Raw genomic sequence first — 25,033 nt, 5'->3', positions numbered from 1 at the left:
ATTTCTTTTAAAACAATAGGTTTAACAGGATCACCAGGACCATAATTTTTTTGTAATAGGCCCTGATAAGAGACATCACCTTGGTAACGTATCCTTCTGCAGTCCTGGGAGAAACACCCATTTTATCAGCTACTGATTCCAAAGGCTCATCCAGCAGCTTATGGTATAAAAAAACAAAGCGGTACTTTTCAGGTAATTTTTCACTGTAATTCTTCAACAGGTCAAGCAATTGTTTATTGTCAATATCTATCGAAGCGGGCTTTATTGCTTTCAGCTTTTGTTTCAGTAAATAATCCTTTTGTCTTTTTTCTTTTAACAAAGCCTGGTACACTGCATACCTGACCATTGCAGACAGGTAGCCTCTCAGGTTCTCTATTTTTAAATCTCCCCTTTTATCCCAAAGGGTGTAAAACACATCCTGGACAATTTCCCGGGTTTCTTCTTCACGCTGTATTCTTTTAAAGGCCAGGAAATACATAGGTACCCAGTAGCGTTTATAGATTGCTGTAAACGCCTGCTCGTCTCCCTGTTCAAGACGCATCAATAGTTCCTGATCCTCAGCGTGTGGGTGTGTTGTCATGCAGCCAAAACCTGGAAAGTTTCCTAATCCTTATATTATAGAGTAATGAGAAATAAAATAGTACGTAGAAAAATCAGGCTTTTTTTACAGGAAGTTGCTAACCGGTTGTTTTTAACCAAGTTATTTATCAGAGCGGAAAAAAACATATTAATTTAAACCAATATATGTCAAGGAAGGCTGTTCAACCTTAGACAATAAAAGCAGCCGCCTTTGACAAGGCGGCTGCTTTTATTATACAAACGGTATGGATCTAAGAAAGTATCTTCATTGTTACAATCAGCCCCTGGGTCATATATCCAGGTAAAATTGTTAATCGGGGTTTATTATTTTGATTTAGTTGGTTTGTTTGCCGGCACGCCTTTTTCACTGATACTTTTTCCGCTGGTTCCCGGAGCTGTAAGCTGTAATTTATATTCACCAGCTTCCTGTATCGTAAAAGTTATTGTTCCTTTCTCATCCGTTACCAGGTTGATTGCATTACCGCCCGGGTTTTTACCGCCTTTTACAACAATACCGCCGATAGGAGTTCCGGGTGTCATCATTATTGTTACTGTGGCAGCTTCGTTTTTCCTGCCACCTGTATAATTTCTTTTTTCTCTTTTATTGGCCGCGGCGCCCGGATCTCCGGTTTTATTACTTTTCAAAACCTCCACTCCTTTTTCATTGGGGCCTTCGTTTTCAGGAACCGCAAACTTCAGGGTATATTCACCGGTTTCTTCAGCAGCAAATGTTATTTCTCCCGCTTCATTGGTAGTAGCGTTAATCATATTACCACCAGTGTTTTTACCGCCTTTTACTACTATTCCGCTAATGGGCTGACCACTAACAAAAGCCACTGGCTGTCCAAAAGCAGTGTTGGGGGTTTGTCTTTGGTTTACTTTTTCGCCAAAATTATTTCCCTGTGTTTGCCGGGCTGTAGTCGGTGTCATAGAAAGTCGTGTGGGCATACTGTTGCCAGAATCCCGGGCTATTCTATTATTTACTATTTCCTGCTGCGGTCCGCTAAAAGGAATGCTATCATTGCTGGTATTATCTGTAAACCGGTTATCCCTGTTACTCCTGGTTGTATTAAAATCAGTAACGGGACTATTTTGTGCCGCCCCCTCTCCCGGCCCGGCCGATATGTTTTTTGCATAAGAAGAAGAGCTGGCGCCTCCGCCCGAACCCAGGCCTTTACCAATCCTCTTTTTTCCTATTGCCATGGTTAACCCGAGGTTGATCTGCATTGTTTTATACTGTTCCCTATGGTTTGTAGCTGACCAGGAACCATTGAGCATCTGTTGAGGCTCATATATATTTTTGTCATTAAAGCCGCCCTGCGGCACCCAGTTATTGGTAACCATCTCTATCTGCGGCCCCGCCACAAGCGTACCACCGGCAAATAATGACAGGTTTGCACCCAGTCCATAGCTTATTCTCAATTGAGGATTAAAGGTCAGCAGACTGTAGTTTTGCTTATCCCTTTTTACCAGGTCTTTTTGCTGCGTTTGTCCATTAGCAGTATAAGAACCTGTTTGCGTAAATGCCGGGATTGTTAAATAAGTATACCCAACTCCTATAACCGGCGAAACACTAAATCTGTTCCAGGTTAATAATGCCTGCACACCTGCCTGTCCTGAAAATGCAGAGGAAGCAGAGCCGCCGGTATTTGCAGAAACAGTGTGTGTAGTTGAATATACCTGGTACCTGTCAGCCACGGCATTGTTATCCGGAGTAACACTTTTAATACCGGTATAATTACCTCCGATATTGCCCCCCAATGAAAACCCGTTGCCAGGAAAACCGTTATTCCATTTTTTTTGATAAAAAGGCACAAAAGCATCTGCCTGTACATTCCAACCATTTCCCACAGGGCTACTCTTGCCCGTATTTAAATGATGGGTGGCGCCCGCTGCTACCGATAGCAGGACTTTATTTTCCTGTGCCAGGCTGACCTGGGCCGAAAACAACATAGTGGCTAATAAAATTCTCGTTTTCATCACTTTTAGACGTTTGGTATACGTACTTATCAACGCCTGGATATAATTGTTACCCCATAACCTGCATTTTTTTAACCAACCTTTTACCACGGGTTAATTACTGCCCGGGCAGGTTTTACTTATTTTTAATAATTATCTTTAAGTAATAAACCAGCTATCCAGGTACCTGGTACACATATTCAGCACTTTAACGAAAGCATATAACTGTTATGAAAGGCCTCCTGTTATTCCTGCTGCTGGGAGCTACTGCATTGCTGGGCTTCTTTCTGATACAGCCTGCCCCAAAAGCAACACCCGCGGTTAGTCCTAAAGAAAAGGATACCACCCAGGCTGTTCCTGTAAAATATATTTACCTGACTTTTGATGACGGACCTTTAAACGGCAGTGAGAACATTGACAGTGTGATACTGGCCGAAAGATTAAAGATCAGTGTGTTTATTGTTGGTGAACATGCCGAAAAACTGGAGAATTATTATACAATGTATGAACAGAATCCTTTTATAGAAGCCTATAACCACAGTTATACCCATGCTAATAATAAGTATGCGCTGTTTTACCGTGACCCCGCGAATGTTTTAAAGGACATTCAAAAAAACGAGGCGCTGTTACACCTTAAGTATAAGATTGTCCGTTTACCTGGTCGCAATATGTGGCGGGTAGGAACCAGGAAACGCGATGACGGTGTAAGTGGCGCAGCTGCAGCCGACCTGCTGGCACAAAACGGGTACACATTATATGGCTGGGACCTGGAATGGCAGCACAATGCAAAAGACGGAACACCGTTACAAACTGTAGACGAAATGGAAAAAGAAATAAGCAGCAGGCTGGAAGGAGGTACCGGCATGTTTACTAAAGATCATATTGTTATATTGATTCACGATGAGATGTTTCAGAAAAAATGGGAAGAAAGTGAGTTAAAACAATTGATTGACCGGCTGAGGCAAAGAGATAATTATATATTTGAACATGTCCGTTTTTATCCAAAATCCTGAAAAGACGATACCCTATCAATAACGAAATACTCAATATGGATTACGAAATATTACTTCGCTTTTTGTTGGCCGCTATTTGGGGCGGGCTGGTAGGTGCTGAACGTGAGTACCATAATAAATCGGCTGGTTTTCGGACATTAATGATGATCTCTATAGGCTCTTGTTTTTTTACCATCATGTCACAGTCGATAGGAGCAGGAAATAACCCGGACCGCATAGCATCCAATATTGTAACAGGCATTGGCTTCCTGGGGGCGGGTGTCATATTCCGGGAGCAAGGCCGGGTAAACGGCATTACTACGGCAGCAGCAATATGGGCGGTAGCAGCAGTAGGCATGGGTATAGGAGCCGGCTATTATTTTGCAGCAGGCTGTGGAAGTATCATGATATTAGGCGTTTTGGCCGTTTTACGGGTAATAGAAAAGAGAATAGAAAGCCATCATTTATTACGCATTTATACCGTACAGGGTCTTTACTCAGCTGCCCAACAAAACAATATAACGACTTTGTTAAAAGAAGCCCGTCTTAATTTCAAGTTAACGAAAGAGATCCGGGAGGGAGACAACTACATTACCACCTGGCAGGTAAAAGGTAAAGCCACTGCACATGAGCTATTCACAAGACAACTCATGGACGACAAAACCTTTAAACGGATCGAATACTAAGTATCATATCAAACCCTACCCTTTCCCGGAAAACATTAAACATCCCTTTATCATAAAAATATATTTACCCGCTACCCGCTATCAATTTTGACGGCCTAACCATAACACAATCCTCAGCTACCAGCATTCATTCCTGAACAGCAAGAAGCGGTTTAAAAAGTTAACATTGGAAGTATTATCTTATCATTAAGTTTGTGTTACCACATATAAATATCCCAATATGACAGCTACAAACAAAAAGACACTTCGTAAACAGGTGGAAGATAAACTCACCACTGCCTTTGCAGATATTAAAGAGATCGTTGGTGAAAAAAAATTCAGTAAAAAAATAAAAAAAGCAGGTAAGATCCTGGCTGAAGGAGTTACAGCAAAAGCTACTCCGAAAAAGAAGGCCGCTACCGGCAAAAAAACAAGTCCTGCCAAAAAAACAAAAGCAGTCGCACCTAAAAAAACAGCTGCGAAACCGGCAACCGAAGAATAGACCGGGATAATGTTAGCTGCAACCTATAAAAAAGGCCAGGTCTGGAAAGACCCGGCCTTTGCTAACCTATGAAAAACACCTAGTAAAAAGTATACCATGTAATGGCATACTTTTTACTTGATGTGAAAATGAGTTTCTGGTTAATGTGTCAGTATTACTAAACACCAATATTATCTGACCGTTATTCTATTATTTAACTCCGTTGACAGTGCATCTTGCCGTCAGTTGTATTCCCGATTTTTTATTGGTTACTTTAAGGATATACACTCCCGCAGGCAAGAGTTGTATATTTAATTCCTGCTGCAGACCTGAAAGATTTTTCTCCAGCATTACCTGACCAGCGACACTGATCACCTGTACCTGGTAAGGATCCTGTTGCCAGCTTTGGGGTAACCTGATATTCAGTTTATGAGAAGCGGGATTGGGAAAAACATGCAGGTTTAACACCCCGGCACCATTTACCTGTACAGTTTCAGAATAAGATAAACTACCATCCAGGTCTACTACCTTGATACGGTAATACGCTTTACCGGAAACAGGAGCCACATCGTTGAAAGTATAAGACTGCCTGTTTGTGCTGTTACCGGTAGCTGTTACTTTACCAATACTGATGAACTGTTGCCCGTCAGTACTTTTTTCTATTTCATAATAAGCGGTATTCAACTCGGTTAAGGTGAACCATTTTACCAGTGTACCGGCAGATGATTGTTCTACATTTATGCCTCCAAAGCTAACAGGCAAAGTGATTGCGGGAGAGCTGCATATCTGGGCCGAACCATTGTAACCTGTAGTAGTACCTGTACCATCTGCTTTATCCGACACGGTAATACCATTTGTACCAATGGCTGCCACAAAAGAGCCACCACCGCCGGGATTCCTGGACTCAGGTGCGCCACCGCCGCCGGAGTAACCACCACCACCGCCGCTTTCTTTATCATCGGCGCCACCGCCACCGGACCAGCCCCAGCCGCCATTAATGCCTACTGCATCATCCTGCGAACCGGCGCCACCTGCCGCACCGTTAATATTACCCTGGCCGCCTGACTGACCGGCATTCAGGTTGCCATTGCCTAAACCGGCAGAAAGCAGACCACCACCACCACCGCCGCCATGCGGACAGTTAACTACCCATTCGCCATGATAACCGCCCTGACCGCCAGTGCCGCCACGACCATTATTTACCGAAGTTCCGCAGCCTCCGTTACCTCCAACACCTGCATCGTCGCCGCCGCTCACGCCATTTTCTGAAGCCGCACCGTTGGCACCGTTACCGGTATTATCTTCACCGCCACCGGCACCGGCCACCATGATCAATACACCATTTTTGTATACAGCGCTTGAACCTCCGCCACCTGATTCGGTAGGACCATTCGCACCTTTTTGACCTATAATAACACGGAACACATCACCGGGAACCACATCTATATAAGCATATACGGTTGCCCCGCCGCCTGCCATATTGGCTATGGTAGTTGCCTGGCCGCCGCTGGCACCGGTAAGACTGATCCTTACCTGGGTAACACCCGCGGGTACCACAAAATCCTGTGGTGCCCCGGTGTAGCCGATATTCGTTGTGATTAATCCCGCACAACTGAACTGGGCGTTACTATAATGGAAAGAAAGGCTAATGATAAAAAGGTAAAAGATCCGGGCAAGACGTTGCCGGCTCAGAGAAGCGTATCTCCTTCGTACTAAAGCACCGTTTTGTTTATTCATATAGTTAGTTTACGATTTCGGCAAAGGAAATCTACTAAGCGGCGCAAAAAAAGAAGAGGAGTAGCCGTTTTCCCGAAAACGGGCAGCAAACAATACTAACTATTTAAATATTAATAAATTACAAATTTATATTTTAAAACATTTGATACACTTATTACCAGGTATAATGTAACGCAGCCAAGTTGTTGCAGCAATAAAATAAGCTAAATGATGCATTGCATGGATAATACTACCAACATAAACAATCCTTCATTCTTATTTTCGCTGGTCCTTTTTCAGGTTTTCAATGAAGGAAGATGGTGATACGCCGGTGACCTGTTTAAACGCAGCGGCAAATTTACTGTGTGTGGAAAAACCACATTCTTCGGCCAGGTGTGAGATTTTATATTGCTGATAGTCTTTATCCTGTCTCAGCTTATCCACAATGTAGTTGATCCGCCATTCATTGATATAACCGTTAAAGTCTTTCTCCTTGTGTTTATTAATAGTAGCTGACAGGTATTTGGTATTGGTCTTTAAAATACTGGCGATATAGGGCAGGGTTACATCTTTTCCAAGATACAGCTGTTCGGCCTCCGCCCTGGCCAATCCATGCAGCAAACGTTGTTCTGTTTCTTTTGGTATCACCAATCCTTTGCGTGGTTCTGTATCCGGCTCCATAACCTCCGGCTCTTTTTCCGCTTTTTGTGCCAAAGAGGCCGGTTCTTCCTCCGTCACTATTCCCGCAAACAACGGAATGGCATTTACGTGTTTCCGCGCATTTAGTTTATCGAGATAAGCCAGGTATTTCTCCCTTTCCCTTTTCCGGACCCTAAGAGTATAGAGTACGGACAAGACCAGTATAATGACCAACCCCACACATAAACTATACAGTATATAATTATCGGTCGTTTTTTGTTTTAACTCATTCCCGAATTTTTCAATTAACTGGTCCGACACCCGGTTTGTAAGCGCAGCCTGTTGCTGTAACAATTCCGTGTATTGCGATTGAAACTGCAAAGCCTTATCATGCTCGCCTTTTGCACTGTAATAATCCTGGAGGGTTTTGTAGGTGTACAACTTTAAATTAAAGTTCCCGGAAGTGTTGATGTATGCTGTTGCGCTGTCCAGGTAACGCTTTGCTTCAGGATACGCTTTTTGCCGCAGGGCCAGTTCACCCAGGTTATGGTAAATAAAGCCTTTTAACTCGGTTTCCTGGTCACCCAGCAACTCCAGCGCCCGGTGTAAATAATTACCGGCCTGTACAAGACTATCCAATCTTATATAACAAAACCCGGCAAGTTGATAACAGGTTGCTACCGGTATGCTATGTTGTGCGCCGGCGCCAAGCGGAGCCGGTACCAGTTTCATGGCCGCTGTTATTTCCTGCAAAGCGTCCCCGTAACGAAGATCGTTGATAGCATAATAAGCTTTCTCCTGGTGGATGAAGAGTTTCATCAAAGGTGCATCCAGTTTGGTTTTACTCAGGGTTTCGGCAATTCCGATATACTTTTTCCCTTCTGTAGTCAGGCCCAGCTCACGAAAGGTGGTAGATAAGAACCCGGAGATCCGTAAGCGCCATTCATCATTACCTGTTTTATGAGCCAGCTTTTCTCCCTGCATGGCCAGCGCTAATGCATCGGCAGATTGCCCGGTACGTTTTTTTAAAGTAGCCAGTAACATCAGGCTTCTTAACTTTTGTAAACTATCTGCAGATTGAACCAGGAGGGAATCTGCCTGGCGGATGGCCTGATCAATATGTGTAGCGGAGAGCGTGGTGGCTACATAATAATAAATGCTGTCAAATCCTTTCTGTTGTGTGCTATTCTTTTGGGCAAAGCTTACTAATGAGGTTCCTAAACATATCATTAATAAAGCCATGACAGGTCTTATGCTGGTGCTAGTCATATAGCAAAAATAAAGAATGCGTTTAATCTCCTGCCTGATTTCCCGGTATCTTTTTTTATAAGTGATAGCACCCGGCTTCAGCAATCATTACCCGTTATCTTATTACAATAAAACAGGCGGCATATATGCCGCCTGTTTTATCTATTTACAGTATGTTTACTTTTTCATCATCCAGGGCGAGCTGGCCAATACCAGTGTTACATAAAACTGGCTGATCCTGTCCTCGGGCGCATTGTCCAAAGACTGCCCTGCACTGCTTTTCCAGGCATGTTTGCGGAAACTGCCGGTATAACCTGCCTGCAGGCCAATAGAGTTAGAAGGATATTTGGGCGACTTAAATGCCACACCGATACCGGCACGGTATACAAAAAAACGGTTGTTGAATTTAACCGGCTCAATACTGTTCCGTACAGTGGGTGATCCCAGTACATCATCAAAATCAACCGCAGAATTATCGCGGTAAAAAACAGCCTGGTAATGTTGTGCGCCCAGGCCAACCAGCGGATACAGGGTTACTTTTTCACTTTTCAATATATCGTAACCTATATTGGCGTTAAAGCCGATATGGCGGATGGTGCTGCTCTGTTCATCTCTTTTACGGGTAAGACTGCTACCTACCGTAAAGCCCATATCCGATACCACCCGGTTCATTTCCTTCATCCAGCCCAGCCCGAGTGTAAAAGCATGATCTTTTAAGGGATCATATTGTGGCTGCCCGGCTACCCTGGCATTAAGCCCGTCGAAGGATTGAAAACTAACACCGGCAGTACGTGTCATAGCCGGCATAAACTGTTTCATTTTTTCTTTATCGTATTTTCTCTCTCTTTTATCGGTACCATCCTGCGCAAAGCTGTTCATTGATAAGCCTATCAATAGGGCAAAAATTATTGGTTTCATATAGAAGGGTTTTTGCCTATCCCTAACAAATAGGATGCCTGAAATATAAAGACATCCCGTTCTAATTGTTATTACTTATAACTCAGGACATTAATAAAAAACAGTGCAGACTTTACTCACTTTGCGCAAATGCTTGTTCCAAAGAAAAAAATATCTGTTCTACAGTTTCCTTTTCTGAAATGATAATTTTGTCGCCTGAAACATTCTCAAAGCCCCCATTTCCTAAATTTTTCATCGGGATAAAATTCAACAGACCATTAATATTTAAAACACTCACACGAAGGCTATCTTTACTCAAATCTCTTTGTCTTTTAAGCCCGATTTTTTTTAAGAATTCTTTCGTAAACTCACTCCAACTTCCCGGCATAGGTAAACCAGTTTGAGTTTTGCTTAATGCAAACATTAAATCTTCGACTATTCTAGAAAAAGGTGCAGAATCATCAAGCCATATAAATGGTTCACTAGCTATTCCTCCTCCTGTTTTTAAACTTGACACACCATGAATCAAGAACTTATTTTTCTTTTTGAACTTATAAACGGCTGCTCTTTCTATTTTAGTCATATTATTTCTACAGATACAGTTTTTACTTCTATGTCACACTTTAGTTAATAAAACGAAGACTTATTCCATACAAGTATGTTTCAAAATGCCATTTATGAAGATAGGATAGTTTATTCATAAAGCAGATAGTAGAAGAACTAACAGGTAAAAAGAAAAAAAGGTTTGACAAGACCAGCTCATCAAACCTTTTTCATTAATTTATTTGTACTTACTACCTCGATGCATCATAAGCTGCTTTTAACAACGAGTTGGCGCCCCGGGCATCCTGTGCAAATTCCCAGAACATGATACCATTACCACTGGTTTTAGCCAGCGTTGTTTTAGCTTTAATGGTATTAATACCATTATAATAATAAGTACTGCCGCCAACAGTGAACTGGTCATCATTGGCATTGGCACCATCAGCTAAGAGGGTTACATAAGTCCTGGCCGTGTTGGCGCTGTTTTTACCATAGAGGGGCACACCTAAAATGGCTTTTTCCTTAGGCAGACCTTTTTCTGTTAACCAGATATTCAATACCCTTTCAGCCATATTATAGGAAGAATGGTGATTGGGATTAGCCGCATCGGTGCCAATACCATCATAAGCCATCAGGTTTACAAAGTCAACCGCTGCGATGGCTTCGGGTGTAATACCGTCTTTTACAGGCCCGGCAAACAGACCGGCTGTTACCGCCATGCTCAGGTATTTATGCCAGGAATGTAATTCGGCCGACAACTCCTGCATGAACAGGCTGAAGGTTATATCACTGCCATGGTTGGCACGTGGATATTCCCAGTCCAGGTCAATACCATCCAAACCATAACGCACGGCAAAGTCAACGATATTTTTAATGAAGATCTTACGCGTTTTTTCATTGGCCGCAATAGTGCGGTAAATCAATTCACTGCCACTTAACGAGATAGCTGTTTTCACACCCTTTTCCTTGGCCAGGTTCTTCAGTTTTTCGAAGTTGGCAAAATTGGTGAGGGTTTGCAGGGTACCCCCTTCCTGCGGGTTTAAAAAAGCAAAATGAATATGCGTGATATACGCCAGCTTGGCCGTATCAAAAGTATTGATACTGTTGGTGTGGTAACAATAGGCTACCGATTTAAAGCTTTTATCAGCTACATAAGGGCCTTCCGGCTTTTTAACCTCAGCAGCACCGTAGTCATCGGGTACCCATATCACATCTTTTTTACAGGAGGCGAAAACGGTTACCAATAACAGGCTGTATATAAAAAAGTTCTTGATCATAGTTTTTATTTTATCGTCAGTAAACGATGTAACTGGAACTAATGTTTATAATATTATCTTTTTACCTGGTCAATGGCCAGGCCATAAGGGGCATATCCCTTAAATAAGAATTCAGGAACATAACCACCTTTCAGCTTCACCCGTTTAATACCCGAGTTAGGAGCTGTAGTACTGATGGTAGCAGGATTGCCCGAACCACTGATATCGGTATTGGAACGATAGCCATAGTACAGGTAACCATTACCCGATTCATCTACATCTATATCAATATTAGTAATATAGATATATTCTCCGGCCGCGCCCTGGTTGCTGTAAGCGCCTACTCCTATTTTCATATCATTCGCTATATCCACCGCTACGATATTTGAACCGTCAATATCCGAACGGTATAAACCAACCGTTCTGCCAGCATCATCGCGGTTAATAGCAAAGTAGATATGTTTGTTTACACTATCCACCACAAAAGTGCGGATAGCATGGCTTTGAATAGCTGTAGTGAATTTGCTTAAATAAGTACCGCCATTACTGTATTTATAAATACCCTTACCGGTAGTACCTGCGTATGATACCCATATCTCATTACCTACTTCTTTTACATCAGATGAGAAATAAGTAGTAACGGCCTCACCGGCAATGGTGGCATTGATATTCAGATTGGCATTATAGGCAGGATAAGCAATTTCTGTAGCCGATGCGTTTACAACACGTAAGCCATAGTTACGGGTAGTCCACCAGATATTACCATTCTTGTCTACGGTATGCATCCATGGATCATCCCTGTAGTCCAGCGTAGTAGCTACCGGCTTTGTGATAATATTTTCACCGGTACCATCCAGGTTAAATGATTTCAGCACACCATCAGCCACCGTATATGGAGCAGAAGAGAACCTTGTACCATGCCCCGTTTCGGATAAGTAGAGTTTATTTCCTCTAACCGATAAACCAAATGCATTATACCCCGTAGTAACACCAATCCATTCTACTGTAGAGGCAGACATGGTCCTTAGTTTATAACGATAGATCCGGCGTGTAGTAGCATCTGTAAAATATAATGTTTTAGCCAGCTCACCTTTTACATCAATGGTCACTTCGGTACTTAATGTTTCCTGGCCGTCATTAATGGTCAGTTTAACCAGGTGCGGCCCCTCTGTGGTAAAAGTAGCTTTGGGTTCTGCCAGTGTGGAGGTACCCGCTTCGCCCAGGTCCCAGTTATAGGTTACTGTTCCGCCTGGATACTGAAACACTTTAGCAGAGAAAGTTACTTCTGTAAACACCCCAATATTCTCCGGCACAATGATCTGCGGTTGCTGTTTTTCTATCACAATGGTTTTCGACACTTCTTTCTTATTACCATCGCCCTGCCAGGTGGTAAGTTTTACCTTATAGGTACCGGGAAGTGCATAAAATAAAGTATCCGGTGACATTTTTTGCGAACTGGTATCGTCCAGTATTTCTCCCTTATTGTTCAGGGTTTGACCACCGCTGTATTCCCATAAAAACCTGTCGGCATTTTTGGAACGGTTGGTTAAAACCACTTTTGCAGGCGCCGATACTTTATAGGTCGGGAAATCAAAGTTGGCAATATACTCTCCCTCCTGGCCTATACTGGTAATATCCTTTTTAGAACAACCCAATATAAACAAGACCAATAAGGACAGTATTAATATTTTTTTCTCTTTCATAATCTTACAGGTTATTATCAAAAGTTCTGGTTGTTGAAGTAGTAGCACCGGTTGGGGTAATAGCATCCACATCTATTTTAACGCTATACAACCCAATTTTAACCGTACTTTTTACACTGGGTAATAAAGCCGCTTTGGTAAGGTTGGCTCTTAAGTTTTCCATACCCAATGGTGTTAAAGCATAAGTACCGCTGGTAGTAAAGTGAGTGGCCGGGGCTCCGGGAAATAAGCTTAAATAATCATCTTTGGTAATGCTGTAGGCCAGTATACCTTTTAAAACGGCAAACTCATTATCGGGCAGTTTACCAATAAGGGTAGCATCGTTAGGATACATACCGGTTGCCTTTTTTACCTCGTAGTCGCCTCTTATTACATAGTTATTACTAACCGTTACCCAGTAGTCATCCAGCTGCGTACGTTTTACTTCCTTCCAGGGGGTTTTGGTTTTAATAGTATCGGTGATCAGCAAAGTAGAGAAGGTTTCCTCTTTTGTTTTAATAGCCGTTCCTTTCAGCAATTGCAGGTCAATACCGAAGGTTTCAAAAACGGTTTCCGAAAACACCACTTTATCAAAACGGTCATCCCGTTGTGAAACAGAGGCTGTCACAATCAGGGTATCATCAATAGCCGGGCGGGTATTATTATAGCTCACCCTGAGTGTGGCCGCAAATTCCCCGTTGGTTGTTCCCAGCTCCGTAATGGGATCATTTTTTTTACAGGATGTGGCCGCACTTATTACCAGCAGGCTACATATATATAACAGTATTCTATTCATAGCTGAAATGCATTAGTTTTTAAGTGTAGAATTGGCAGCCCACCAAACAGGCATAAATACCCAGTCACGTGCAGCAGCGCCTAAACGGGCTATTTCTTTGGGGTTATAAATATATTCCGTTTGCGGATCGTAGGTAAACCGCTGGATATACCTGCCACCCCACTCAGCCAGGGCAAAACGCGGGTAATACAGGTCAGGGTATGCACGGGTATTATAACCATAACGGCGCATATCCACCCAGGTTTCACCCTGCAGGTATAAGGCTATCCATTTCTGCATCATGATATGGGCAATGGTCAGCTGATCAATATCCTGGGCTACTTTTGTTGAACCCATATAGTTGATGATCTGGCCTTCTTCGACCCCTAAACGTCTTAAATTATGTTCAATGCCCTGCCTGTAAGCAGTTAAAGCACCATCCTTATCATTGGAATGGAATAAGGCTTCGGCTTTAATAAAATACAGCTCTTCCTTTATCATATAAGGATAAGGTGAATTATCCCTGGTCCAGAAGGCACTGTCCAGCCTGGCAAAGTCCTGGTAAGTAGTACCACTGGGTAAGCCCGCATCCCTTAACCCTTCAGACATTTTTGCACCCAGGTATTTATTATTGGCTCCGGGTTTGGTAAGCTTATATAAACGTGGATCGTATATATTGCTTGCCGCATTTACCGTTAAGGCTTTCATCAGCACATCGGTTGGCAGGGAATTCACCAGGTCGTTACGGATATCCGCAAACTGCCATTCAGGGTTAGGCCTTGTGGGTCCCCACAGGTTTTTTTCCCAGCTGGAGGCAGATGATTCGGGATATAAGAACATGGCATCAGAAAAACCTGCCAGTGCATCATTTACAATGGTGATCAGCTCGGTATAACCATTGGTAAAATTAGCCGTATGTAATTTCAACCGGGCTTTGATAGCGGTTGCAAATGATTTCCATTTTTCATAATCGCCACCATATACCAGGTCGGCTGTGGCAGGCATAGAGGCTGCAGAGGGACTTACTTTATTTAATTCGGTAACCCCTTCTTCCAATAGCTTTTCAATACCGGCATATATTTTTTCCTGGGGATCATATACAGGATTAAAAGAACCGGAATAAGCCTGGTCATAAGGCATATCGCCAAATACATCGGTAGCAGTTAAGTAACTAAGGGCTAATAATATTTTGCCCACACCTGTGTAATTATTAGAGCCTTCGGCTGCTGCCCTTACCAGCATACCGGCCGGGCCGGCAATGTTGGAGCCCACATCAAAATAATGCCAGCGCCAGGCACCCATACGGGTAATACTGTTATAGTTCCAGGTATCTGTTTGTGCATTGCTCTGGCCGGCACGGGTAGTTACATAATAACTATGGTAACTGGCATACCTTGCCTGTGCATATAAAGAGTAAGCCATATTGGCCTGTATGGCCGGGAGGCGCATACGCGTAGGCACCGTTACCGGCTGTACCGGGTTACTGTTTATATCCAGTTTATTACAGGAAATGGTTACTGTAATAAGCAGGAAGAAGATGAAAAACTGTTGAATACTTCTCATATCAGAATAAGTTATAGTGAAATATTTAAACCAAAAGAAAACGAACGGGGCAATGGTATCGCACCATTATCCACCCCCATGGTACTTGCTCCGGTACCACCGGCATTTGGACCCGCACTGTTCACCTCAGGATCGCCACCGGAATAGTTGGTGATCACAAAAGGATTTTGCGCCGAGAACTCAAGACCCACATTGGCCAGACCGATCCTGGATGCCCATGCTTTTGGCAGGTTATAACCCAGGGTAATAAAACGCAGCCTTGACCAGTTGATGGTTTCCACAAAGTTGGTACCCACCTGGTAGTAGTTACCGGCAAAATAAGTATAGTCCAGTACTACCGGTTTTGTATTTCTTATATAAGAACCATCCTGTTGTGCTACCACACCATTAAACACAAATTCTTTATCGCGCCATTCACCAATATCATACGCCGTACCTACCGACATCATACGCTGACGGCTGGCATTTAAGATATCGCCGCCAAAGCGGAAGTCCCACAGAAAAGAAAGACTGAAATCCTTATAGTTCAGGCGGTTTAAAATACCCATATTGAATTTGGGTTCGCGGTTACCGATATTTCTTTCTATACCATCAATAATGGGATAACCATTGGCATCCACAATCACATACCCTTCCGGTGTACGTTTGTAATCGGTACCCACAATACCCAGTACAGGATCACCTAAGGTGGTAGCAGCGCTACCGCCGTTCAACTGGGCATTGGTATATTTAAACGTCACAATATCACCGGCAAACTGTGTCATTTTAGACATGTTTTTCCAGGCATTCACCGTAGCGCTCCAGGTAAAATCTTTTGTTTTTACAGGTATCACATTCACCGAAGCCTCAAAGCCCCTGTTCCATAAGGAACCGGCATTAAAGGTCATGATCACATAACCCGACGGTAAAGGCACACGCGGGGTCATGATCATATCGATGGTTGTACGTTTGTAGTAAGCCAGGTCTACATTTACACGGCGTTTCCAGAAACTCAATTCCGCACCTATCTCCAGCTCTCTTGTTCTTTCCGGAACAAGATCAGGATTACCACCGGTAGCATCAACTACATAACCACCGCCGTAAGCGATATACTGAATTAAATTGGTATTGGTCTTGTAAATAGGCGCATCCTTACCTACCCTGGCATAACTGGCACGTAATTTACCTGTCCAGCTCCTCGTGTCAAACAATTCGCTGAAAGTAAAACTTCCGGAATAGGAGTCCGAATAAAATGACCTTGAATGAGCAGGCAGTGTGGAAGATTTATCTATACGGCCCGTCATATTGAAAGACAACAGGTTTTTGTAGGAAATACCGAAGTCGCCATAATAGGAATAACGCTGACGGCGGGGTAAGGTTTCCCTAGTAACCACTCTTTCTGCGTTATTGGGTGAAGGAATATCAGGCACCAAAAAGTTTTCAGCTGTATAAGAAATGCTATGCAGTTCGTAGTACTCGCTGGAAGCTCCTAATATCAAAGAAGTAGTAAAATCACTCCAGAACTTTTTCTGCATGGTAGCATTAAAGGTGGAGGTAATAAATTTGGATTTGCTGTTTGATTCAGACAGGAACCCCCTGAAATAATCGGCACTTGGTGTACCGGGCGTAATGATGGTTCTGTATTGTGAATTGGTATAATCCTGGCCCAGGCGATAGGATAAGGTCATCCAGTCAAAAGGTTTATAATCCAGGTTACCATTTACAATAAACCTTTCCACATTATTATTCCTGGGGTTACGCATTACGCCCCACATGGGTGAAATACGGGCATTACGGCCATCATCCTCCTCTTCTTTGTAAGCATATAAAGGCTCACCATTAGGGTATTCGTATGATTTAATATCATAACGACGCGGATAGGTAAGTATACTGTTGATCCAGCCGCCGGCACTGGCACCACCCAAACCTTCCTGGATATTATTTTTAACATAGTTGGTAGATACCGTTAAACTCACTTTTTTGCTGAGTTTTGCAGTAGCTTTCATCAGCAGGTTTATTTTTTCCTGCTCGGTATTGGGAACCATGGCGGTTCCTTTACGGTAACCGCCGGAAACATAGTATTGCAGTTTTTCGGTACCACCGGTTACGTTCATATTTACATCATGTGTAATGCCGGTTTCAAAAAAGCGCTGCAGGTTATCATAAATGGTTTCGTCGTAACGGAACTTACGGCCCCAGGAGCTGCCCGATGCCTCATCGTACACACCACCGGTACCGGTGGTATAAATGCCCTGCTGGCGGGGTAAACGGCCCATGGTTTCCATAAAGGTTTTATAGCCGCCGCTTATTTTCATGGTGCCGGCTTTACCTTTTTTGGTATTAATGATAATGGCGCCCGAGGAGGCGTCAATACCATATAAGGCTGCTGCTGCCGCACCTTTCAGGATAGTGATATCCTCTATATCCTCGGGGTTGATATCGGCCGCCCTGTTAACGGTAAAGTTGCTGGAGGAGTTATTAATGCGGATACCATCCACGATCATCAGTGGCTGATTATCGCCGGATAAAGTGGTGGAGCCACGTAAAATAATTTCGGAAGGTAAACCCGGTGAACCACCCGAAGAGGAGATTTGTGCACCGGCTACCTGGCCCTGTAAAGCATTGATCAGGTTGCCCTGGTTGGCCGAGCGCAGGTCATCGCCTTTTACAGTCTGTACTGCGTAGGTCAGGTTCTTTTTATTACGTTCAATACCCAGGGCGGTAACTACTACCTCGCCCAGGTCGCCGTTGGCGGCATCCATGGCTACATCAATTTCCAGCGTGTCGCCAATTACTTTCAGTACAGGTATCATACCTACCGCGGTAAAACGGAGGGTTTGTCCCTTGTTTGCTCTGAGTTCGTAACGCCCGGTGGAATCGGTGAAAGTGCCAAGTGCGGTTCCTTCGGCCTGTACGCTTGCTGCCGCTATGGGGAAGCCGTCTATAGCCGAGGTCACTTTACCCCTTACAGTAACACTTTGCGCCTGTAACAAACTACCTGCAAAAAGCATTACAAGGAGTACCAGTAAGGTTCTTTTCATAAACAATTAAAATTTTGTGAGCCAGTTGTTATGTGTAAAACTTTATCAATTACCTGGTGCTGTTCTTATTATTTTGGTAACCGGCTGTAGTACCCTGATTCCCCCAACCCCAAAGGGGCGGTTGGTTGCGACGCTCCCTTCAGCTGCAGTAATACTAATGAGCATTATAAAAAACTTTGCCCCGAGCCTATAACCTGTATACCCGAATAATATGGTTCTAATACATCAATTCTTTATTGAATTACCGGCTTTTGCCGGTACCCAACCTGTTACAACTAATCTATAACCTCTCCCACGATAACAAAATGAACATTGTGCCTGAAGAAAAAATTCTCAAGAAGGACTATCTCATTTTCCCATAGCAAAATTGTACAATCGTTAATAGCACTGGATAAAAATATGGTAATTTCGTGCAAAAAACAGCACAAAATTGCAAAATGTGGATAACTTTTGCCGCAAAAACCTTAATAGTTGTAGGTTAACGATATAAAACGTGGATTTCCGCTTTTCCCCGATTTTTTATCCCCATTCTCTTTTGCCCATTCGGGGTACTGCAGGTCAAAGGCTGCCCGATGGAAGCGGCATTCCGGCAGTTTGTGCCGGAATACAGCGCACAGCGGGAACTGCTGCTCAGCGTTGTTACTACAGCTGACAGCCCCACATAAAAAAAGATGGGCGCCCGCAGGCACCCACCAGGATTGGGTTTAAGGTTAAGGCTTAGCTTAAGAGAAAGATTTAATTAAAATTGTATCCGGTAATTAAAGTTGGGCCAGAAACCCAGCTGGTTTTGGGTACGTATGCTGGCCGACCGGCTGTCATACCACTGGTTGAACACATTTTTATGATTGGTCACATTCTGAAAATCAATAAAGAACTCCTGCATATAGCCCTTACTGTTCATGCGGTAGGTGAGTTTAATATCCATACGGAAATAAGCTTTTGTACGCAGTTCAAACGACCGGTCCTCATAATAAATAACCCGGTTGGCCTGTTTTGATGCCGCTTCATTAATAGGCGTGTAACGCTTACCTCCGGCCGCGGTCAGCTTCATATCCACCGCAATAGTATGTATGCCTTTTAACTGCCACTCCTTACCGCCCAGGGCGTTCACCACGTAGTTGCCGTTAAAAGCCGTATTATGCTGTCCCCCATTGCTGCCCTTATATTTTGAATTAAAAACTGAAACCGTGCTTAAAAAGTAATACCCCCCGGCGAATGGTTTTTCAACGGTCAGCTCAGCCCCATAATTGTACCCCTTTCCTTTATTCACCAGGCTATCCTCCAAACCGGTTTCGTAACCGGCACCCAGGTTTACAGCAGACCAGTCGGTTGGCCGGGTTTGCACCGGTATATTGTTTAATAACTGTGTGTAGGCTTCCAGCTTGTATTTCCAGTTGGCTTTTAACACCTGCTCCCAGCCCGCTACTATATGGTTACTTTGGGTAAAACCCAGGTTGCGGTTGGTTTGTACAAAGCTGCCGTTCACCGGTGTTTCATGAAAATAGGTCATGAGTGTCTGCATCTGGTGGTGCGTACCATAAGCCAGTGTAGCAGTACCCCCTGGTGTAAAAGCATATCGTAACCCCGCACGTCCTTCGGCCACCCCCTTTTTGTTTAAAGCCAGGTATTGACCATACACGCCCGTGTTTAAAGTAAGCCGGTTGGAAAAACGATGCTGCCATTGCGCATAACCCCTGAGTAGTTCCGTATGATCTTTTTCTTCCAATACCGGTATAAAACCATGGTCGGCATCACGCAAACTATCGGTATAACTATAATGCAGCTGATCCAGTATAAGGCCAATAGTAAAACGGTCGCGTGCCGATATTTTTTTATTCAACACCAGGCTGGCCATGTAGCGCCATTCGTTACCATTTTGCCGGTAGTTTTTATGGGGCAGCCTGTCTGCATCCAGCGAATCCTGCCGGGTGGTTACATTAGTGCCTGTGGCGGCCAGCGTGAAGGTATAGGAAGTGGTATTATTAAAGAAGTAAGTGTGCTTTAAACCAGCCACCCCCATTTTAGTGCTGTTGTACAGGTTGCTGTAGGGGTCGTTATAAAAATTACTCGTGTCTTTCAGCTCGCCTTTAAAATCAATTTTACTGTTGCCCCCAATACCAAACAGGCTGAACTGCCCGGCTTTTTTAGTAGGCAGGTCCACTTTAAAACTAATATCCTGGTAAGTGGGTACGGCAGCCCCTGTACCCACATTTACACCTAATGATTTTAAGAGGCCGGGAATACTGTAGCGGTAATAGATAAGGTAAGAAGCTTTACTGTTTTTACTGAAAGGGCCTTCGGCACCCAGCTCCAGCCCGTTAAAGCCTACCTGCCCGGTAAATTCATGACGGTTGCTGTTACCCTTGCGTAAAGAAAGATCAAACACTCCCGCAGTAGCATTACCAAACTGCGCCGGGAAAGCACCGGTATAAAAAACCGATTGCCCGATCACATTATTATTAAGCATGCCTACCGGCCCACCGGTAGCGCCCAGGCTGCCAAAGTGATTGGGATTGGGAATATCCACACCTTCCAGGCGCCACAGTAAACCCTGGGGCGAGTTACCGCGGATGATAATATCATTACGTCCGTCGTTCACACTGTTCACCCCTGCAAAATTAGATGCCATGCGGGCCACATCGTTACGGCTGCCGGCAAACCGGCGGGTATCCTCCGCATTAAAGCCGGTGGCACTTACCGTGGCCATCTGCTGCCCCGCCATGCTTTCGCGCCTGCCGGTCACCACTATTTCGTCCTGTGTAACGACCAGTTTTTCCAGCAGTTCCAGTGTTATATAGGTTTCCTTGCCCGACTCCACCACCATATTGTTAAGCTGTGCCGGTTCGTACCCGATATGTGATGCCTGTATGCCAATACGTCCTACCGGTACTTTGTTAATACTAAAACTACCGGAGCTATCGGTTATGGCCGATAAGTAAGTGCCTGTTATATGAATGGATACGGCGGCAATACCTTTTTTTGATTGCTGATCGACCACCGTGCCTCTCACTGTTTGTGTTTGCTGTGCTGCCAGCCTGCCTGTTAATACCAGTATGATCATTAACACTAATGCCAGTTTTTGCGGGCCATAATGAATCCACATAGATCGCTTGTTTAAAATTTGAGCACCAAAATTAACCCGGTCAAACAGCCCTGTTTTTTATTTGGGGTGAACAGCAAGCAAATTGTGGCCAATAACAATATGGGATAAGCGGCAAGGCTAAAATGCCCGGATTGTATAGATTTGGGGCAAAATACAGGGGGCATACCCCGCCTTTTTTCGTTAAACCAAACCCAAAGCCTCATGTTCGCCCTTATTGCCAAACCCTTCCCCATGAATACCTGGAGCTGGTATAAACAGCGGGGCATTGGTTTTGGCCTGTTCATTTTTTTGTTTCTTTTTCTTTTTAAACCTTTTTACCTGCACCTGTTAGAAACAGGTAAACTGTTATCTATGGCAGCATGCTATGGCTTAATTACAGCGCTGGTAATTATTGGAGGTGGGCTGGTTTTTACCAGATGGATCAGTCCGCGGATAAACGAAGAAAAATGGACCCTGGGCAAACAGGTATTACTGAATATGGTACTGATGATCTGTATTGCCTTTTTCAATGTATTTATTACACAGCTGATCTACGGTATGCCAATAGATTTTAGCTGGTACGGCTCCATGTTACAATGGGTAGTGATGATCGGCACCCTGCCCATTGCCATTGCCGAACTGGTATCCTATAATTATTATTTACGTAAAAACCTGGAAAGCGCCAGTGAGCTTACCCGCATAGCCCGGCTTCCTTATAAAGAACCGGTAAAAGTTTTGCGGCCACTTGTCCTACAAGAACCGGCACCAGCCTATGCCGGTTTGGATTTTACCGCTACTGCTGACATATTAAACACAGATGAAACACCACTGTCCGAACCCGTATTAGAACTGACCGGTGAAAACCAGGCTGACCGGCTTATCATACAACCACAACAGTTACTGGCTGTGCAGGCCCTGGATAATTACGTGAATATTTTCTGGGCCGGTGATGACCGTTTGCAGACAACCCTGCTGCGGAATACATTAACCAATATTGCTGAACAGCTAAATGCACAACCACAAATGTACCGCAGCCACCGGGGCTGGCTGGTAAACAGTACCAGGGTAAGAGAAGTGGAGGGCAATGCGCAGGGACTTAAATTAACCATTGACCTGATGGAACAACCGGTACCGGTATCAAGAGCCAATATTGCCGGGTACAGGCTGCTGACACAGGAGCAGCATATACTGGTGCAAAACTAAAAAACGGAACAGTGCCTCACTGTTCCGTTGTACTTTCTGTTATATATATGGAGTATATTATTATCCTTTTAAGGCCTTGCGTACTACCGGTGCTACCCTGGTACCAAAAAGCTCAATGGATTTCATCATGTCCTTGTGCGAAGGCGCACCCACATCCATATGAGCGATAAAACGGGTAATACCAAACAGTTCGTGCATATACAATATTTTATCGGTTACCTCTGAAGGATCGCCAATAAACAATGCCCCTTCTTTTGTACGGCCGCCATCATACTGCGATTTGGCATAAGGAGGCCAGCCCCTGCTTTGCCCTACCCTGTCCATTTGAGCAGCATAGTTGGTAAAGTATCCTTCAATGGACTGTTCCTGGTCGCTTACAAAACTATGCGAATGAATACCGATCTGCATTTTGCTTTCATCGTGACCATGACGTTTGTATTCCTGTTTGTAAAAATCGATCAGGGGTTTAAATTGTTTGGGCATGCCGCCGATGATGGCTACAATTAAAGGCAGTCCTAACCTGGCAGCACGTTGTACCGACTCAGGCGTACCACCCACCGCTATCCATATGGGTAACTTGCCATTGTTCACGGCCCTGGGGTAAACCGTCTGGTCAACCAGCGGAGCCCGTAGTTTACCTTTCCAGTTTACTACTTCCTTATTATTGATATGTAAAAGCAGGTCCAGCTTTTCCTCGAACAACTGATCATAGTCTTTTAAATTATACCCGAACAAAGGGAATGATTCAATAAAACTGCCGCGGCCCACACCAATTTCTGCACGGCCATTGGACAGCAGGTCGATGGTGGAGTAATTCTGGTACACATTCACCGGCTCGGCCGAACTGAGTACCGTAACCGTGCTCATGAGTTTAATGTATTTGGTAACACTTGCAGCAGCAGCCAGTACAATATCAGGCGCCGATACCGCGTAGTCAGGACGATGGTGTTCGCCCAAACCAAATACATCCAGTCCCACTTCATCCGCCAGTTTTATCTGTTCCAGTATTTCATGCAGTTTACTTTTTGCATCCTGCGTTTTACCGGTTTTTGCATCAATGGCCAGATCGCCAAACATACCTATTCCTAATTCCATAATTGTCGCTTTTAATATTACAAAGGTAAACCCCTGCTACCAGAGCGTTCTTGATGTATGATAAGAACCGTTTTATGAGATACCGTTTTTGCATTCCCGCTCAAAAACAATACATTGCAACGATGTATTACAATATACATACCCATAACAATATAACAGAACAAGAAGTTGTACAGGTGTATAACCAGTACAGCCGCTTTAATGCTCCTCAGGTTAGTGGCCTGTACACGGCCGGTCTCCACCCCTGGTACCTGTCGGCCCAAACCAGGGAACAGGAGTTACAGGAACTGGAACAGCTTATAACCGATGATAAACTACTGGCCATTGGTGAATGCGGCCTGGATAAAATTACCCACACGGACTGGGACTTACAAAAAGAGGTATTTAAACAGCAAATACTGCTGGCACAACAATATCGCAAGCCCCTGGTCATACATTGCGTAAAAGCATTTACCGAAACATTACAGTTATTAAAAACAATAACTGTACCCGTTATTTTCCATGGCATTAATAATAAATTAAGCACCATAGAACCGGTGATAAAGGCAGGTCATTATTTATCCTTTGGTAAACACCTGTTACAGCCCAATTTATCTGTAAGAGAGAGCTTTTTAGCTACGCCGTTAACACAGTTATTCCTGGAAACGGATGATGCGGATACCAGCATCAGGGATGTGTATAAATCTGCGGCCAAAATCAGGAATATTGACGAAAAAGAGATTCTTTTGCAACTCGAAGCAAATTTTAATAAGGTATTTCATGGAAGATTTTAGCTGGTTATCACGCACCGAGTTATTGATAGGGAAGGAAAAGTTAATGGCCCTGAGCAAGTCGCATGTACTGATCGTAGGATTAGGTGGTGTAGGCTCATACGCGGCCGAGTTTATTTGCCGCGGCGGCATTGGCACCATGACCATTGTAGACGGTGATGTGGTGGACCCCAGCAACCGCAACCGGCAATTGCCGGCCCTGGCCACCAATCATGGCCAGCCTAAAGCCGATATCATGGCCGAACGTTTAAAATCGATTAACCCGGAACTGACCCTGCATGTAATTAAAACGTTTATCAACCCTGAAGCGGTAGAGGATATTTTGCTGGCCCATCCTTATGATTATATTATTGACGCTATAGACAGCATTACGCCCAAACTTACTTTTTTAAAAGGCGCTTATGAGAAAAAAATACCCGTGATCAGCTCTATGGGTGCAGGCGCCAAGCTGGACCCCACCATGTTGCGGGTAGTGGATATTTCCAAAACCAATATCTGTCCCTTTGCACAACAGGTACGTAAGAATTTAAAGAAACATGGTATTTACAGGGGTATTAAGGCCGTTTACTCACCCGAGCCTCCCATTAAAGAATCATTGATGCTGACCGACGGACGTAATTATAAAAAATCGGCGTACGGCACTATCTCCTATTTGCCCGCTACATTCGGCGCTACCTGTGCATCGGTGGTGATAAGGGATCTGATGAAGAAGGGATGAGAATGATGAGTTATGAATGTTTGAATGATGAATGATGAATTGACAAATGAATTAAACACTGGAATATGTATTGTTACATAAATGATTTTTTACATTGGAACAGTTTTATCATTCATAACTCATCATTCATAATTCCTAATTTATCATTCC

The 25,033-nt window shown here is 43.9% G+C and carries 19 protein-coding genes; 6 read left to right on the top strand and 13 right to left on the bottom strand.

Annotated elements, in window-relative coordinates; genetic code table 11:
* Positions 1-7: 7 nt before the first annotated feature.
* Positions 8-580 carry an RNA polymerase sigma factor gene (locus ACFS6H_RS12165; protein ID WP_386098886.1) on the bottom strand — a complete coding sequence of 191 codons (573 nt, stop codon included), beginning with the start codon at positions 578-580 and terminating at the stop codon, positions 8-10.
* 323 nt (positions 581-903) lie between these two features.
* Complete coding sequence (locus ACFS6H_RS12160; RefSeq protein WP_386098883.1) at positions 904-2,559, bottom strand: hypothetical protein; 1,656 nt, start codon at positions 2,557-2,559, stop codon at positions 904-906.
* 209 nt (positions 2,560-2,768) lie between these two features.
* Here ACFS6H_RS12160 and ACFS6H_RS12155 point away from each other — a divergent pair, with 209 nt between their 5' ends.
* The 3 genes from ACFS6H_RS12155 to ACFS6H_RS12145 all read left to right on the top strand — a co-directional run bounded on the left by ACFS6H_RS12155 (position 2,769) and on the right by ACFS6H_RS12145 (position 4,697).
* A complete protein-coding gene (locus tag ACFS6H_RS12155; protein ID WP_386098880.1) occupies positions 2,769-3,551 on the top strand; it encodes a polysaccharide deacetylase family protein in 783 nt (260 codons plus the stop codon).
* Positions 3,552-3,586: 35 nt separating this feature from the next.
* A complete protein-coding gene (locus ACFS6H_RS12150) occupies positions 3,587-4,216 on the top strand; it encodes an MgtC/SapB family protein (protein WP_386098877.1) in 630 nt (209 codons plus the stop codon).
* A 220-nt stretch (positions 4,217-4,436) separates the two neighbouring features.
* Entirely contained in the window at positions 4,437-4,697 is a 261-nt protein-coding gene (locus ACFS6H_RS12145; protein ID WP_386098874.1) for a hypothetical protein, read from the top strand.
* 189 nt (positions 4,698-4,886) lie between these two features.
* Here ACFS6H_RS12145 and ACFS6H_RS12140 read toward each other — a convergent pair whose 3' ends face one another.
* The 10 genes from ACFS6H_RS12140 to ACFS6H_RS12095 all read right to left on the bottom strand — a co-directional run bounded on the left by ACFS6H_RS12140 (position 4,887) and on the right by ACFS6H_RS12095 (position 21,118).
* Positions 4,887-6,413, bottom strand: coding sequence for a T9SS type A sorting domain-containing protein (locus tag ACFS6H_RS12140; protein ID WP_386098871.1), 1,527 nt, complete (start codon positions 6,411-6,413; stop codon positions 4,887-4,889).
* A gap of 255 nt (positions 6,414-6,668) precedes the next feature.
* The gene (locus tag ACFS6H_RS12135) at positions 6,669-8,300 is read right to left on the bottom strand and encodes a helix-turn-helix domain-containing protein (protein ID WP_386098868.1); all 1,632 of its coding nucleotides are present in this window, start codon (positions 8,298-8,300) and stop codon (positions 6,669-6,671) included.
* Positions 8,301-8,456: 156 nt separating this feature from the next.
* On the bottom strand, positions 8,457-9,197 hold the full coding sequence (locus ACFS6H_RS12130; RefSeq protein ID WP_386098865.1) for a hypothetical protein: 741 nt from the start codon (positions 9,195-9,197) through the stop codon (positions 8,457-8,459).
* A 112-nt stretch (positions 9,198-9,309) separates the two neighbouring features.
* On the bottom strand, positions 9,310-9,759 hold the full coding sequence (locus tag ACFS6H_RS12125) for a hypothetical protein (protein WP_386098862.1): 450 nt from the start codon (positions 9,757-9,759) through the stop codon (positions 9,310-9,312).
* Positions 9,760-9,970: 211 nt separating this feature from the next.
* Positions 9,971-10,996, bottom strand: coding sequence for a glycosyl hydrolase family 18 protein (locus ACFS6H_RS12120; protein WP_386098859.1), 1,026 nt, complete (start codon positions 10,994-10,996; stop codon positions 9,971-9,973).
* 53 nt (positions 10,997-11,049) lie between these two features.
* The gene (locus tag ACFS6H_RS12115; protein ID WP_386098856.1) at positions 11,050-12,678 is read right to left on the bottom strand and encodes a PKD domain-containing protein; all 1,629 of its coding nucleotides are present in this window, start codon (positions 12,676-12,678) and stop codon (positions 11,050-11,052) included.
* Between the two features lie 4 nt (positions 12,679-12,682).
* Positions 12,683-13,453 (bottom strand): hypothetical protein, encoded by a 771-nt coding sequence (locus tag ACFS6H_RS12110; RefSeq protein ID WP_386098853.1) that lies wholly within the window; start codon positions 13,451-13,453, stop codon positions 12,683-12,685.
* Between the two features lie 12 nt (positions 13,454-13,465).
* Positions 13,466-14,995: a SusD/RagB family nutrient-binding outer membrane lipoprotein gene (locus tag ACFS6H_RS12105; RefSeq protein ID WP_386098850.1), complete on the bottom strand. Its 1,530-nt coding sequence runs from the start codon at positions 14,993-14,995 to the stop codon at positions 13,466-13,468.
* An 11-nt stretch (positions 14,996-15,006) separates the two neighbouring features.
* Positions 15,007-18,015: a SusC/RagA family TonB-linked outer membrane protein gene (locus ACFS6H_RS12100; RefSeq protein ID WP_386098847.1), complete on the bottom strand. Its 3,009-nt coding sequence runs from the start codon at positions 18,013-18,015 to the stop codon at positions 15,007-15,009.
* Positions 18,016-18,754: 739 nt separating this feature from the next.
* Complete coding sequence (locus tag ACFS6H_RS12095) at positions 18,755-21,118, bottom strand: TonB-dependent receptor (RefSeq protein WP_386098844.1); 2,364 nt, start codon at positions 21,116-21,118, stop codon at positions 18,755-18,757.
* A gap of 201 nt (positions 21,119-21,319) precedes the next feature.
* On the opposite strand from ACFS6H_RS12095, the gene ACFS6H_RS12090 reads away from it, so the two are divergent.
* Positions 21,320-22,300, top strand: a complete 981-nt coding sequence (locus ACFS6H_RS12090; protein WP_386098841.1) for a LytTR family transcriptional regulator DNA-binding domain-containing protein — start codon at positions 21,320-21,322, stop codon at positions 22,298-22,300.
* 60 nt (positions 22,301-22,360) lie between these two features.
* Here ACFS6H_RS12090 and ACFS6H_RS12085 read toward each other — a convergent pair whose 3' ends face one another.
* Positions 22,361-23,395, bottom strand: a complete 1,035-nt coding sequence (locus tag ACFS6H_RS12085; protein ID WP_386098838.1) for an LLM class flavin-dependent oxidoreductase — start codon at positions 23,393-23,395, stop codon at positions 22,361-22,363.
* Between the two features lie 74 nt (positions 23,396-23,469).
* Between ACFS6H_RS12085 and ACFS6H_RS12080 the strand changes: the two genes are divergently transcribed.
* The gene (locus tag ACFS6H_RS12080; protein ID WP_386098835.1) at positions 23,470-24,168 is read left to right on the top strand and encodes a TatD family hydrolase; all 699 of its coding nucleotides are present in this window, start codon (positions 23,470-23,472) and stop codon (positions 24,166-24,168) included.
* Entirely contained in the window at positions 24,155-24,883 is a 729-nt protein-coding gene (locus ACFS6H_RS12075) for a tRNA threonylcarbamoyladenosine dehydratase (protein ID WP_386098832.1), read from the top strand. The genes ACFS6H_RS12080 and ACFS6H_RS12075 overlap by 14 nt, the downstream gene beginning before the upstream one ends.
* Positions 24,884-25,033: the final 150 nt, after the last annotated feature.

It is taken from the genome of Terrimonas rubra (assembly GCF_042686025.1).
Lineage (GTDB): Bacteria > Bacteroidota > Bacteroidia > Chitinophagales > Chitinophagaceae > Terrimonas > Terrimonas rubra.
The sequence above is the reverse complement of the archived record's forward strand: the minus strand, read 5'-3'. Positions and strand labels throughout refer to the sequence as shown.